This is a genomic window from Epilithonimonas hispanica, from assembly GCF_003385395.1.
GTDB lineage: Bacteria > Bacteroidota > Bacteroidia > Flavobacteriales > Weeksellaceae > Epilithonimonas > Epilithonimonas hispanica.
Genome location: NZ_QNUG01000004.1, coordinates 137423 through 150968 on the forward strand (window position 1 = coordinate 137423; position 13546 = coordinate 150968).

Consider the following 13546-nt stretch of genomic DNA (forward strand, 5'->3'; position numbering starts at 1 on the left):
TTTAACGACTCTCTCTGAAATTAATCACTAACTAAAAACTTATTTCACAACTGCTGAATTAGCACTTTTTCTCTCTTGGAATTTCTCTTTTCTTTCAGCCATTTTTTCAGCTTTCAACTCTTGGAATTTTTTGTATTGCTCTGGTGTCAAGATTTTCTGCATTTCAGCTTCATTTTCTTTCATCTTTTGAGCTCTATCCATTTTCTTAGTAGCCATTTCTTGTTTTCTTTCAGCGGCTTTGGATTCGTGTAAAGCTTTTAATTGAGCCACTTGAGCATCAGTAAGATTTAATTCTTGTTTCATTTGCTGTAAACGTTCCGCTTTTTTTTGAGAATGGTCTGTTTTTGCTGTCGTTTGAGCAAATCCGAAAACTCCTAGTCCAAGAAATGCTGCACTTAAAATTAATTTTTTCATTTTTGATTGATTTTAATATTTATAAATTTTATCTGTTTGTTGGATTTACTATAATTTATAATGTTAAGTTATTGGTATTATAAATTATTGTTAAATAATTTTTATCTAGAAGTAAATCTCATTCCAGAACCTCTATTTCCACTTTCAGACTTTGGGGTAGAAATCCTTTGGTTAGAACGTTCGTTACTTCTATTTTCTATTCTTTCAGAGTTTTGATTTTGTCTGATTCCGCCTTGATTTCTAATATTAGGAGAAGATTGATTTCGTATATTATCAGAATTATTTCCGCTTCTTATTCTTCCGAAATTATTATCTCTTGTTCCAGCAGGATTTCTGACTCCATTATTTTCATTAGTTCTAATTCCTCCATTTTGGTTATTTCTGATGCCATTATTTTCAGAACTTCGGATGCCTCCCCAATTATTTCCATTAGAACCACTTCTTGGATTATCATTTCTGATTCCGTTATTTCTGGTTGGGTTTATCATCCCTTGATTTCTGATATTTTCTCTAAATCCTTCTCGGAAATTTCATCGATTTACTTTGTAGATATTAATATTCACATTTCTGTAAACTGGTCTTACCGGATAACGTCTTGCATAGAAGTTCACGCAACGGTTTCTGTAATACACAAACGGACTTGCGCCACGGAAATAAACATTTTGATACACTACGAAAATTCTCGGACCAAGGATATTTTGCAAAGCATAAAACCTGTCATAATACCATCTGTCAGGATTCCAAGCGTAATAAGCATTCCAAGCGGCATATGAAGCAAAACGATTATTTAGAAGCATAATCTGATTGATTTGGAATGGACTCAATCTGTATTGTACAAAAAACTGATTCCAATTTACAGAGAAAACCGCATTTCGGTAATCGTTATAATAACCTTGATAATATTGGTCCGGATAATAATCCGTTGGATAGTTGTAATAATAATCATCTGGATAATCGTAGGAATCATCATAATATTCGTATCCGTTATAATCGGCTGGATAAGTGTCATAGTAATCTTGTGCAGAAACTAATCCTCCAAAAATAATAGCAAGTGTTAAAATTATCTTTTTCATTTTCTTTTATTTTAAAAATTAAATTCGAAAATCCATTTTTTCCTTGAAATGAAACTTTCTATCTTTTGGATATTGACGAATCATAAAAGTTAAACGAAAATTTAGATCCCGAACAAAATTCAATTCAAAAAGCAATTTCATATCTGATTATCAGTCTAATAATTTTTATTAATTATAAAAAAAGAACCCTTTCAGAGTTTAAAACTCTGAAAGGGTTATTAATATTTTTTGAAAACAATTTTATGAATTAACTAAACTAAAATTCTTTTTTAAATAATAAATAAGAATACTACTAACAAATATTAATCCTAAATATTGAAAAATTAAAGGTTTATATGAGTCTTTAAAAAATAATGCAACAATAAAACCTAACGAAATTATGCCAGAAAGAGTTAGAAAGTTTTCTATATAACTTTTATTCTTATCTATCATAAACACGTTAATCAGAGCAAAAAGAACCATAAACGTGGGCATAAGCACATCTTGAAGATTATCTCTATAACCAAATGTTGCCCCTAAAACACAATATGTTATTGTAGTTAATAGAGATTTTAAAATCTTGTTTTTCATAATATATAAATTTAAGGGCGAATTGTTCCAGTACAAGGCTGTGACCAAAAAATACCGCATCCAGACTCTGTGGCAGCACAATCATCACTACTACCAGAATACATACCACAAGTCCAACTGCAATCACATGGTCTTTTCTTATTTAAAACATTGCCTTGGTTTTCCTCAACAATCAATTTATTTCTTTGCTTAACAGTTATTAAAAAGTTCTGTAAATTTAGTACAATAGGATTGTTATTGCTTTTTAATAAATATAATTTTTCATCTCTCTTATAATCCTCTAATTCAGAAACCATATTAATAAACTCGTTTTCTGGAGTTATTTTTGCTAGTTCTATTCCTAGTTCAATCAACTTTATTCCATCATAACTTGGAGATTTCATATTTTTAATTTCTCCTCTTAAAGCCTCTACCAAGCTTCTTTGTTCTTGCGATAAATCTTGTGTAAGAACTTGGGATAACTTACTTCCCCATATTTTTACTTTATTTTCACTAGTCAGATTTTTAAATGCTTCTTTCTGTGATGGCTCTGACTTTAACTGTAATTCCTCTCTATAATTATCCATTTTTTCATCCTCTGATGAACGACAAGATTGAATAACTAGAAGCGAAAATAATGTAATAAAAGTAATAATTCTTTTCATAGTATAAAAGTTTAATTGTTAATAATTTCAAATTTATCAATGTAGACAAAACATATTACAACAAAAAATTTCACAAATTGAGTGTAAGTTTTTGTACAATTATCTACATTTGTTAAAAATTAATTCTATGAGCGTTGGACATAATCTTAGAAAGCTTAGATCAAAATCAAAAAAATCCCAGCAAGAAATTGCAGACTTGTTAGAAATAGACCGCCGTACTTATATTAATTGGGAAAATGAGGAAAACGATGTAAAATCAGAGTATATCCCTAAACTGGCAAAAATTTTTGATGTAGAAATCAAAGACTTATTTTCAGATTCTAAAAGTAATATTCAAATTAATCAAGAGAATAAGGAAAATAAAGATAATTCAATCAACGGAGTTGTGTTTGTTTTAACAGATAAAGAAAGTGTAAACAAATTAGCTGAAATTCTAAAAATTAATTTGGAAAAGAGATAGTTTCATAAAAAACCCTTTCAGAGTCTCAAACTCTGAAAGGGTTTTATAAAATCTTTGACAAAGTGGAATTAAAATCGGTCACTGTTTTCAACCCAACTTGCAATTTTTTGATTGAACCTGTCTTTGGTTTTCAAATCTTCCAATTTCAGATGCATTCTGTATCTCCAATAATGTGGAAAAACTGCAGGATTGTTGATTCTCTCCTCATCCATATTCGGATTCATCAAAGTTTCATCTGTCGCCAAAAATTCCTGAATCGGGAAAATCGCCAACATTGCATCCGTGTAAAGATGCTGTTTCATTATCATTTCTGACAATTCCGGAGTCAAATCCCAAGGCGCAGTTCCATATTGCCCTAATTGATTATTAAAATATTTCTGAGTCAGATTTCTGTCCTCGTGCCACCATTGTCTCAGCGTAGAGCTGTCGTGAGAAGAAGCCGTAACAACATTGAGGTAACTTGCATTTTTCGGGTCGTACCAAGCGATATTTTCGGAAGGCATTCTTTGAACTTTCAAAGCGGTAATTGCCAACTTATCCATCACAACAGGAACCGAATCCGGAACCAATCCTAAATCTTCGCCACAAATCAACATCGTTGTAGAATTCAGTAAAGCCGGTAATTTCTCCATCGCTTTCTGATACCAAAGTCCGTCCTGACGTTTGAAGAAATAATCGTTGTAAACATCATTCAGTTTTGCCTTTTCCCAATCCGGAAGATATTTGTAAGAAGTCGTTTTTGCAATGTTGAATCTTGGATGATAAACGACTCCGTTTTCTGTTTCTTCGGTTAAGAATAAAACATTTCCAGCCAGAGAAATCAATTTTTCTTCTGCCCAATCCCAAGATTCTTTCTTGAAATAATCAGTCAATTTTCTCTGAGTATCAAATTCCGGTTTGAAAGTAATTGTTCCATTATGAGTATCAAAAAAATGATTTTGAACTTTATCTTTCACATCTCCGAAGTTCTCCCAAAGAATCGGGTCATTCACAAATGGTTTCACATAACGGTCAAAGCTAAATGGAATCTGTCTGTCAGCAAATTCTTTTTCGGTCACAGGAAGCGCAGGATAAAAATACCCCAACAAACCTTGAGTCGCAGAAATCGGCATTCTCCAGATTCTGAAAAATCCAAGAATGTGGTCGATCCTCATTGCATCAAAATATTGTTCGAGAACTTTGAAACGTTTTTTCCACCATTGATAACCGTCGGCTTTCATCACTTCCCAATTATAAGTCGGGAATTCCCAGTTTTGTCCCAAATCCGAGAATTGGTCTGGCGGTGCACCGGCTTGGAAATCCATTCCGAATAATTCCGGTTCTGTCCAAGCTTCCACAGAATGTCTATAAATCCCAATCGGTAAATCTCCTTTCACGGAAATTCCCAATTGATGAAGATATTCTACAGCATCTTGAAGTTGCAAATGCAATTGATATTGCACCCAAGCGTGAAGCATTAATTGAGAATACTCTTTATGTTTAGGCGAATAAAGCGTCGCTACTTTTCCTGCAACATATTTTTTATGAGTCTTCCATTCATTAAAATTTGGCGTTTTGTATTTGTCTCTCAAAACACAAAATGCAGAATAAGGCATCAGCCATTCCTCATTATCTTTAATGAACTTTTTAAAGTTTTTATCTTTAAGAATCGCTTCTTGATTTCCCTCGAAAACTGCCGTTGCATATTTCCATTTTCCGGAAATCATCTGCTCGTAGTCAATCAAAGACAACGCATTAAGTTCTGCTTTTTTTGCCTGATAATCTTCAACCAAATCTTTCGGCAAAGCATATTCTAATTTCTCAATCGAAAGATATTGCGGATGAAGTGCATAAACCGAAATCGCGGCGTAAGGATAAGAATCTGTCCAAGTGTAATTCGCCGTTGTATCATTAATCGGCAAAATCTGAATCACAGACAATTTGGTTTCATTAGCCCAATCTCCCAATTTTTTGATATCAGGAAACTCTCCGACACCGAAACCGTCATCAGTTCTCAAAGAAAAAACAGGAACCGCAACGCCCGCAGAATGCCAAAGCGTATGATTATCGAATTTAAAATAATGGTCCGCTTTCACATAAAGAATATCCTTATTTGGATTTCCAAAAACCCAACGATTTTCGTTTGGCTCTATGTAAAAAACTTTTCCTGTATTTTTATCTTTAATCGCGTATTTGTAAAGAATCGTCTGATGAGAATTGATTTCAACACCGGTTTCCCAAACGCCGTAATCTGTTTCGCTCAGTTCAACAGCTTTTTCGTAATCCCAATTTCCCAAAGCATCTACATTTCCAATCAAAACCAATTGCCAATTTGGATGATAAAGCGGCGCTTCTATCCTAAAAAGATGCGTATGCTTCTTAACTACCGGTTGTTTTGCAGGCTGAAAACCTTGCAAACGATTATGCAGAATTTTGTTGGTTAAATAATTTTCAGGAAAGTTTTTGAGATTCCATTGGTCAAAGATTACAAATTCTTTAAAACTGTTTGGAAGATTGAGCTTGTGAAAAGGAATCTCTTCCTCCAAAACTTCCCCATCTTCGTTCACCACAAGGTATTTGTAGAGAATCGATTTTGAAAAATAATCTAATTCGGTGATCCAATTGTTATTTTCGGAATAGCTTAAGTCGTAGTCTCGATGCTCATTTTTCTCGTCAAATAGGCGCAAAACGAGTCGCTGGCCAACTTTTGTTCCGAAGTTAACACTAAAGTATAGTTTCATTATTAAGGTCTATTAATATTGACGCAATTTAATGATTTATTGAATTATAAATAATATTCCTGTAAAAAAATCATTTTTTACCAATTTTTTCCAGATATGCACCAATATGATTATCCAAAGAAACCGTAAGTCCACCAATATTTTTGGCTTTCATATACATCAGAACTTTTTCGTCTTTTAAGGAAAACATCAGAAAATCATTGAATTTTTCGGGCGATATTCCTGCTTTTGCAAAATATTCCAAATCTACATTATTCTGAATCCAAGCCAAACCTTCTTGTAAATCTTCATATTTATAAAGTCTTCTTAATCGTCTGGATTTTCCGCTAAAAACGTCATAAATTGCTTGAACATTCACCATTGGAGGAATTCTTATCAAAGGTTTCACAATATCATCAACCGCATTGGCAGGTTTCTCGCGAGGTTTCTCAGGTCCTTTTGGAAGCCCAATATCTGTTCTAAGTTTTTCTTCCTGAGATTCTACAAGTCTTTTATTGATGATTTTAACTTCCTCTATCTCTTCCGGAATTTTGGTCAATCGAATAGTTAGGTAATAATTATTGTTGACAATCACTTTTTCACGTTCATAGTTTTCTCTTACAAAACGTAATTCGTCTCCACTTTTGGCATTGATTGAGAACTCTCCAAGTTCATTACTATAAACTTTTTGGTCAGAAGCCATATTGACAATCAGAGTTTTGGGAAGCCGATCGCTTTCATCAGAAACTACAATTCCGGAAATTGTCTGAGAGTTGATTGATATTGAGATGATGAGAAAGTAAAAGAGTATAAATCTTTTCAAATGGTTGTAATTTTTCTCAAAAATAGTTTTTTATTGAAACAAAAAATACGGTTTAACTTTCGTTAACCGTATTTCTAAATATTTATGATTAATTTTAATTAAATCAATTGATAAGTTGTTCCTTCACGTCCGTCTTTTAGCTCAATTCCTTTTTCAAGAAGTTGATCGCGGATCTGGTCAGACAATTCCCAATTTTTAGATTTTCTTGCTTGATTTCTCAAATCGATTAAAACTTGTAGAGTTTGGTCAAGCTTATCATTATTAGATTCTTCAATTGTTTCTAATCCCAAAACATCAAAAACAATTGCATTCAGGAATTGTTTTAAATCTTCATAATCTTCTGTAGAAATACTTTCTTTACCCAATTTTGAGGCCGAAATAAACTTCACAGCTTCAAACAAATGAGAAATCAAAATCGGACTATTGAAATCATCAGTCAAAGCTTCCAGAACTTTTTCTTTCCAATTTTTATAATCAAAAGAAGAAGTTTCTACTCCCTCTACCTGAACTTGTGTATTAAGGATTTTAACCGCTTCCATCAATCGATTGAAACCTTTTTCACTGGCCAACATTGCATCATTAGAAATATCCAAAACACTTCTGTAATGCGCCTGTAAAAAGCAAAATCTCAAAACGCTTGGATGAAAAGATTTCTCAAAGAAATCATTATTTCCAGTAATCAATTCCATTGGAAGAATATAATTACCTGTTGATTTACTCATTCTTTGTCCATTCATCGTCAACATATTAGCGTGCATCCAATATTTTACTGGTTCTGTACCATTGCAAGCTTTTCCTTGAGCGATTTCACATTCGTGATGTGGGAATTTCAAATCCATTCCACCACCGTGAATATCGAATTGATCTCCCAAATATTTGGTACTCATCGCAGTACACTCAAGATGCCAACCTGGGAAACCTTCTCCCCAAGGCGACGGCCATTTCATAATATGTTCTGGTGATGCTTTTTTCCAAAGTGCAAAATCCTGTGGATTTTTTTTCTCACCTTGTCCATCCAAATCTCTTGTATTAGCAAATAATTCCTCGATATTTCTTCTGGAAAGTTCTCCATAATTAAGTCCTCTCGCATTGTATTCCAAAACATCGAAATAAACTGAACCATTGCTTTCGTATGCAAAACCTTTTTCAATTAAATCTTTTGCAAGTTCTAATTGTTCGATAATATGACCAGTTGCAGTCGGCTCAATTGTTGGTGGAAGCAAATTGAATTTCTTTAAAACATCGTGAAAATCGACCGTATATTTTTGAACGATTTCCATCGGTTCCAGTTTTTCCAATCTAGATTGCTTGATGAATCTGTCATTATTGATATCGCCATCGTCCGTCAAATGTCCGGCATCAGTAATATTTCTGACATATCTGACTTTATAGCCAAGAAACTGAAGACTTCTGTAAATAAAATCGAAGGACAAAAAAGTTCTTACATTGCCCAAATGCACATTACTATAAACCGTCGGTCCACAAACGTACATCCCGATATTACCTTCTAATATGGGTTTGAAAACTTCTTTTTCGCCTGATAGCGAGTTGTATATTTTTAGTTGCATTGTTTTAATTAATGATTAATTATAATTGATAAGTGATTTAAAATTTAAACATAAAAAATCAACAACAAATAATTGTCGTAATGAAGATTTTGTGAGATTGTTTTTTAAATTTTATCATTATTAATCTAATTTCATATGAGTTCCGACATAATGTAAGAATTCTCTTCTTGTTGTAGGATTTTTACGGAAAATACCGCTCAGTTCTGCTGTTATTGTGGAACTTGCAGTGTCTTTTATTCCTCTACAATTGACGCAAAGATGTTTTGCATCTATAATACAAGCTACATTTTCTGTTCCTAAAGCTTCTTTCATAGCTTCAACAATTTGCATTGTCAAACGTTCCTGAACCTGCGGACGTTTTGCATAATAATCAACAATTCTATTGATTTTTGACAATCCAATCACTTCTCCATTAGAAATATAAGCAACATGTGCTTTTCCAATGATTGGCAAAAAATGATGTTCGCAGAAAGAATAAACGGTGATATCCTTTTCCACAAGCATCTGGCGATACTTATATTGATTTTTAAAAGTCGAAACGCCTGGTTTGTTTTCAGGAAGAAGACCTCCGAAAATTTCATTCACATACATCTTTGCAACACGCTTTGGAGAATCTTTCAAAGAATCGTCTGTCATATCCAAACCAAGAGTATGCATAATCTCCGAAAAAAGACCTTCAATTTTCTTAACTTTTTCTTCTGGTTTTAGTTCAAAAGCATCTGCTCTCAAAGGTGTGTGGTCTTTGCCTGTGAACAAATCATCGTCATTATCAGGAAAATGTTCCATAATATCATTATATAATAAGTCGCAAAAATAAACAAAATTTTGTACCCTATCCAGAGTAAATATAAAGATTTGATTATAAAAAAGATAGATTTAGAACCAGTTTAAAAAACTAAAAAAAAATTGATTTGATTTGAAATTTTATATATTTGCACCAAATTAACATAATTAAAAATAAATACTATGTCAGACATTGCATCAAGAGTAAAAGCTATCATCGCTGATAAGCTTGACGTTGAAGAAACAGAAGTAACTCCAGAAGCTAGCTTCACTAATGATTTAGGAGCTGATTCTTTGGATACTGTAGAACTTATCATGGAGTTCGAAAAAGAATTCAACATCCAAATCCCAGATGACCAAGCAGAAAAAATTACAACTGTAGGTCACGCTATTGCTTACATCGAAGAAGTTGTAAATAAATAATATTATCTAGACAGAAAAAATTTATGGAATTAAAAAGAGTAGTTGTAACCGGTTTTGGCGCCATTACACCAATCGGAAATAATGCGAAAGAATACTGGGAAAACCTAAAAAAGGGAGAGAGCGGAGCTGCTCCTATTACTCTTTTTGATTCCACTAATTTCAAAACTAAGTTTGCAAGCGAAGTAAAAAACTACGACCCTCTTAATTATTTTGATAAAAAAGAGGCGAAGAAGATGGATAGAAATTCTCAATTCGGACAAATTGCCGCAAGAGAAGCTATCGCTCACAGCAGACTTATTGAGGATAATGTGAATAAAGATCGCGTAGGTGTTATCTGGGGATCAGGAATTGGCGGATTAGAAACTTTTGAAACAGAAGTTCTTGGTTTTGCAGAGTCTAAAGGTATCCCAAGATTCAACCCTTTCTTTATTCCAAAAATGATTGCGGACATCACACCTGGAAATATTTCTATCGAATATGGTTTCCACGGTCCTAACTACACAACTGTTTCTGCTTGTGCTTCATCTGCCAATGCTTTGATTGACGCTAAAATGCTTATTAACTTAGGTAAAGCTGATGTTATTGTATGTGGAGGATCAGAAGCTGCTGTTACAGCTAGTGGAATGGGAGGTTTCAACGCAATGCATGCGCTTTCTACAAGAAACGATGATCCCAAAACAGCTTCAAGACCTTTTGACAAAGACAGAGATGGATTTGTTTTAGGAGAAGGTGCAGGATGTATCATTCTTGAAGAATATGAACACGCAAAACAAAGAGGAGCAACAATCTATGCAGAATTAGCGGGTGGCGGAATGAGTGCGGATGCGCACCACATGACTGCACCACATCCTGAAGGTCTTGGCGCTTATCTGGTAATGAAAAATTGTTTAGAAGACGCTGGTGTAACTGCTGATGAAGTAGATCATATCAATATGCACGGTACATCTACTCCACTAGGAGACATCGCAGAATCTAATGCAATTGCAAAATTATTCGGAGAGCACGCTTTTGATATTCAGATCAATTCTACAAAATCGATGACTGGTCACCTTTTAGGTGCTGCAGGTGTTATCGAAGCTATTGCTGCTTTACACACGATTATACACGGTATTGTTCCACCAACAATCAATCACTTTACTGACGATGAAAAAATCGACAGCAGACTTAACTTCACTTTCAACACAGCTGTTGAAAAAGATGTTAAAATTGCTATGAGTAACACTTTTGGTTTTGGAGGTCATAATGCTTGTGTTCTTTTCAAAAAAATATAAAATGTTTTTATGGAGTTGAAAAGTTATTTTTCTAAATTCCTTTCTAAAAACAGAGCACAAAAACTTTCGGAAAAAGATATTCTTTTTCGCAAAAACATTTCTAAAATTGTTGGATACGAAATCCATAATTTAGAAATTTTTAAAGAAGCTTTTTCATTAAAATCTTCTTCAAAAAGCACGAATAAAAAAAATTACGAACGTCTAGAGTTTTTAGGGGATTCTGTTTTAGGAACCATTATTTCTTGTCATCTTTTTCAGACATATCCAGACGGAAATGAAGGATTTCTAACACAAATGAAATCCAAAATCGTCAATAGGAAGAACCTAAATAAACTAGGAGATGATCTTAAACTAACGAGTCTTTTACAAGCAGACATTAGTCAGACCATTCTAAGTGAAAATATTTCCGGAAATCTTTTGGAAGCGTTGATTGGTGCACTTTATCTAGATATCGATTACGAATTCTGTAAGAAAATAGTTCTTGACAGGATTCTCACGCCTTCGACTATTAATAAGCTAGAGAATAAAATCATCAGCTACAAAGGTCTTTTACTAGAATGGAGTCAGAAAAAAAAGATTCCCATCAAGTATGAAACCTGCGAAGAAATCCAAGCTAATAAAGCTACAGTTTTCCGCTGTCACGTCTGGCTACACAATGAAAAAATTGCCAATGCTGTAGAAACTTCTAAAAAGAAAGCAGAAGAAAAAGCAGCCCAAAGAGCATTTTACGTTTTGAGTAAGAAAGAAAACATTATTGAAAATCAAAAAACAGTATCTTAAACTAGAAGAAGATCTATCGGAGATCAACGTCGGATTGATTAGACTTGCCAAACCAATCCCGGAGCACGAATTGTTTTTTTTCATTAATAAAATCAATGCTTTTAAGTTCAAAAGAGTTGATGACATCTTAATAAAAGGCGAATATTTCGACTATTATTTCTCCCGCTATCAGGCTTACGACCAATCTTCAAAAAATTGTTTCAGTTTCATTTCCAACAAATCGATTACATCTGTTGAGAAAAAAGTACAAAATCAACTTTTTTCGGATGAATCGAATGTTAAATTTTTACTAAATCTGCAGAGTGATGCGGATTACATCTTGACGAATTCCGATATGTTTGCGGAATTTTCGTTAATTTTGCTCCCGGAAAATTTTGTATTCCAAATTCAAGAATATCCATTGAGTTCTGACGAAGAACTTTATCAATTAATTCAATATTATGAATAAAAACCTAAAAAAAACAAAAATCATTGCAACACTAGGACCAGCATCTTCCAACAAGGAAACGATGATCCAAATGATCCAAGCAGGTGTTGACGTATTCAGAATAAATTTTTCACACGCCGATTACGAATTGGTGTTGAAAAATGTCAATACAATCCGTGAGATCAACAAGGAATATGGCTACTCAGTATCTATTCTTGGAGATCTTCAAGGTCCAAAGCTTAGAGTTGGTGTTGTAAAAGAAGGTTCTTTCCTTAATCCTGGAGATGTTCTTACTTTTACTAATGAAAAGGTTGAAGGTGATTCTACAAAAGTTTATATGACTTATCAACAGTTCCCTCAAGACGTAAAAGTTGGAGAGAGAATCTTGATTGATGATGGAAAATTGGTTTTTGAAGTTATTGAAACAAATAATGTTGATACAGTAAAAGCGAAAACAATCCAAGGTGGACCATTGAGTTCTAAAAAAGGGGTTAACCTTCCTAATACAAACGTATCTCTTCCAGCTCTTACAGAAAAGGATATTGAGGATGCGAACTTTATGTTAGATAACGAGTTTGATTGGATTGCATTATCTTTCGTTCGTCACGCTCAAGACATCATTGATTTGAAAGAATTGATGGCAAAACATCCAACTAACAAAACTAAAACCCCAATCATTGCTAAAATTGAGAAACCAGAAGGTGTCAAAAACATCGATGAAATCTTGATGGAATGTGATTGTCTAATGGTTGCAAGAGGAGATCTAGGTGTGGAAGTTCCTATGGAGCAAGTTCCTGTTATCCAGAAAAACTTGGTAAACAAAGCTAGACTTTATGCAAAACCAGTTATCATTGCGACTCAGATGATGGAAACAATGATTAACAGCTTAACGCCTACAAGAGCGGAAGTAAATGACGTTGCAAACTCTGTTTTAGATGGTGCTGATGCTGTGATGCTTTCTGGAGAAACTTCTGTTGGAAAATATCCTGTAGATGTTATCAAAAATATGGCAAAGATCGTTAAGAATATTGAAAGTACTCCGCTTTATTCAAAACTAAATCACGTTATCGAAGAGAAAATCAACTGTGTAGATGAGCGTTTTATTACAGATAAAGTTTGTCGATCTGCAGTTGATGTTGCAAAATCTACAGGTGCTGAAGCTATTGTAACTTTGACTAGTTCTGGTTACACTGCTTTCCAAATCTCTGCACACAGACCATCTTCTCACATCATTGTTTTCAGTAATAATAAGCGAGTGATTACAATGCTGAATCTTCTTTGGGGTGTAAGAGCTTTCTTCTACGATATGGAAAAATCTACAGACGAAACTGTAATCCAAGTGAATATGTTGACACATAACTACGGATTTGTAGAGCAAGGTGATTTTGTAATCAACTTGAACGCAATGCCTGTTCAGAACGGGGGAAAAACCAATACATTGAGATTATCTACAATATAATTTCAAGCTATATAAAAATGAAGAATCCGTCTCACAACAAAATTTGAGGCGGATTTTTTTGTTATAAAAGTTTTTCAATATTTTAAGAAAAAGTGAAAAGTTGTCCTCTTCAGGCAACTTTCTTTCTTAAATTGTGTGCTAAAGCGTGTAAT

15 protein-coding genes are annotated in these 13546 nt (G+C 33.7%); 6 read left to right on the forward strand and 9 right to left on the reverse strand.

Going from position 1 to position 13546, the window contains the following annotated elements; genetic code table 11:
• Nucleotides 1-39: 39 nt before the first annotated feature.
• From DRF58_RS02840 to DRF58_RS02860, 5 genes are all read right to left on the reverse strand, one after another.
• A complete protein-coding gene (locus DRF58_RS02840; RefSeq protein WP_116032586.1) occupies nt 40-414 on the reverse strand; it encodes a Spy/CpxP family protein refolding chaperone in 375 nt (124 codons plus the stop codon).
• Between the two features lie 101 nt (nt 415-515).
• Complete coding sequence (locus tag DRF58_RS02845; protein WP_116032588.1) at nt 516-902, reverse strand: hypothetical protein; 387 nt, start codon at nt 900-902, stop codon at nt 516-518.
• A gap of 42 nt (nt 903-944) precedes the next feature.
• The gene (locus DRF58_RS02850) at nt 945-1487 is read right to left on the reverse strand and encodes a hypothetical protein (protein WP_116032590.1); all 543 of its coding nucleotides are present in this window, start codon (nt 1485-1487) and stop codon (nt 945-947) included.
• 240 nt (nt 1488-1727) lie between these two features.
• On the reverse strand, nt 1728-2057 hold the full coding sequence (locus DRF58_RS02855; protein WP_116032592.1) for a hypothetical protein: 330 nt from the start codon (nt 2055-2057) through the stop codon (nt 1728-1730).
• Between the two features lie 11 nt (nt 2058-2068).
• A complete protein-coding gene (locus DRF58_RS02860; RefSeq protein WP_116032594.1) occupies nt 2069-2701 on the reverse strand; it encodes a bacteriocin fulvocin C-related protein in 633 nt (210 codons plus the stop codon).
• Nucleotides 2702-2810: 109 nt separating this feature from the next.
• On the opposite strand from DRF58_RS02860, the gene DRF58_RS02865 reads away from it, so the two are divergent.
• Nucleotides 2811-3161 (forward strand): helix-turn-helix transcriptional regulator, encoded by a 351-nt coding sequence (locus DRF58_RS02865; protein ID WP_123902350.1) that lies wholly within the window; start codon nt 2811-2813, stop codon nt 3159-3161.
• 68 nt (nt 3162-3229) lie between these two features.
• Here the strand turns inward: DRF58_RS02865 and DRF58_RS02870 are convergent, their stop codons facing one another.
• The 4 genes from DRF58_RS02870 to folE form a co-directional block, all read right to left on the reverse strand.
• Nucleotides 3230-5881, reverse strand: a complete 2652-nt coding sequence (locus tag DRF58_RS02870) for a 4-alpha-glucanotransferase (protein ID WP_116032599.1) — start codon at nt 5879-5881, stop codon at nt 3230-3232.
• Between the two features lie 70 nt (nt 5882-5951).
• The gene (locus DRF58_RS02875; protein ID WP_116032601.1) at nt 5952-6683 is read right to left on the reverse strand and encodes a hypothetical protein; all 732 of its coding nucleotides are present in this window, start codon (nt 6681-6683) and stop codon (nt 5952-5954) included.
• Nucleotides 6684-6781: 98 nt separating this feature from the next.
• The gene (gene cysS, locus DRF58_RS02880) at nt 6782-8251 is read right to left on the reverse strand and encodes a cysteine--tRNA ligase (protein ID WP_116032604.1); all 1470 of its coding nucleotides are present in this window, start codon (nt 8249-8251) and stop codon (nt 6782-6784) included.
• A 120-nt stretch (nt 8252-8371) separates the two neighbouring features.
• A complete protein-coding gene (gene folE / locus DRF58_RS02885) occupies nt 8372-9037 on the reverse strand; it encodes a GTP cyclohydrolase I FolE (protein ID WP_116032606.1) in 666 nt (221 codons plus the stop codon).
• Nucleotides 9038-9217: 180 nt separating this feature from the next.
• On the opposite strand from folE, the gene DRF58_RS02890 reads away from it, so the two are divergent.
• Genes DRF58_RS02890 through pyk form a run of 5 tightly spaced genes read left to right on the forward strand, consistent with a single transcriptional unit; the run spans nt 9218 to nt 13394 of the window.
• Complete coding sequence (locus DRF58_RS02890) at nt 9218-9457, forward strand: acyl carrier protein (protein WP_002976354.1); 240 nt, start codon at nt 9218-9220, stop codon at nt 9455-9457.
• A gap of 23 nt (nt 9458-9480) precedes the next feature.
• Entirely contained in the window at nt 9481-10728 is a 1248-nt protein-coding gene (gene fabF, locus DRF58_RS02895) for a beta-ketoacyl-ACP synthase II (protein WP_116032608.1), read from the forward strand.
• Nucleotides 10729-10737: 9 nt separating this feature from the next.
• Nucleotides 10738-11508, forward strand: a complete 771-nt coding sequence (rnc, locus tag DRF58_RS02900; protein ID WP_116032610.1) for a ribonuclease III — start codon at nt 10738-10740, stop codon at nt 11506-11508.
• Nucleotides 11483-11956 carry an IPExxxVDY family protein gene (locus tag DRF58_RS02905; protein ID WP_116032613.1) on the forward strand — a complete coding sequence of 158 codons (474 nt, stop codon included), beginning with the start codon at nt 11483-11485 and terminating at the stop codon, nt 11954-11956. The genes rnc and DRF58_RS02905 overlap by 26 nt, the downstream gene beginning before the upstream one ends.
• Nucleotides 11949-13394, forward strand: a complete 1446-nt coding sequence (gene pyk, locus DRF58_RS02910) for a pyruvate kinase (RefSeq protein WP_116032615.1) — start codon at nt 11949-11951, stop codon at nt 13392-13394. Before DRF58_RS02905 ends, pyk begins: the two co-directional genes overlap by 8 nt.
• Nucleotides 13395-13546: the final 152 nt, after the last annotated feature.

What these genes read in the sequence shown, in the direction of transcription:
- DRF58_RS02860 (WP_116032594.1), bottom strand. Translation starts at nt 2,701, where the DNA reads ATGAAAAGAATTATTACTTTTATTACATTATTTTCGCTTCTAGTTATT.
- pyk (WP_116032615.1), top strand. Translation starts at nt 11,949, where the DNA reads ATGAATAAAAACCTAAAAAAAACAAAAATCATTGCAACACTAGGACCA.
- folE (WP_116032606.1), bottom strand. Translation starts at nt 9,037, where the DNA reads ATGGAACATTTTCCTGATAATGACGATGATTTGTTCACAGGCAAAGAC.
- DRF58_RS02855 (WP_116032592.1), bottom strand. Translation starts at nt 2,057, where the DNA reads ATGAAAAACAAGATTTTAAAATCTCTATTAACTACAATAACATATTGT.
- DRF58_RS02845 (WP_116032588.1), bottom strand. Translation starts at nt 902, where the DNA reads ATGATAAACCCAACCAGAAATAACGGAATCAGAAATGATAATCCAAGA.
- DRF58_RS02890 (WP_002976354.1), top strand. Translation starts at nt 9,218, where the DNA reads ATGTCAGACATTGCATCAAGAGTAAAAGCTATCATCGCTGATAAGCTT.
- DRF58_RS02850 (WP_116032590.1), bottom strand. Translation starts at nt 1,487, where the DNA reads ATGAAAAAGATAATTTTAACACTTGCTATTATTTTTGGAGGATTAGTT.
- DRF58_RS02870 (WP_116032599.1), bottom strand. Translation starts at nt 5,881, where the DNA reads ATGAAACTATACTTTAGTGTTAACTTCGGAACAAAAGTTGGCCAGCGA.
- cysS (WP_116032604.1), bottom strand. Translation starts at nt 8,251, where the DNA reads ATGCAACTAAAAATATACAACTCGCTATCAGGCGAAAAAGAAGTTTTC.
- DRF58_RS02840 (WP_116032586.1), bottom strand. Translation starts at nt 414, where the DNA reads ATGAAAAAATTAATTTTAAGTGCAGCATTTCTTGGACTAGGAGTTTTC.
- rnc (WP_116032610.1), top strand. Translation starts at nt 10,738, where the DNA reads ATGGAGTTGAAAAGTTATTTTTCTAAATTCCTTTCTAAAAACAGAGCA.
- fabF (WP_116032608.1), top strand. Translation starts at nt 9,481, where the DNA reads ATGGAATTAAAAAGAGTAGTTGTAACCGGTTTTGGCGCCATTACACCA.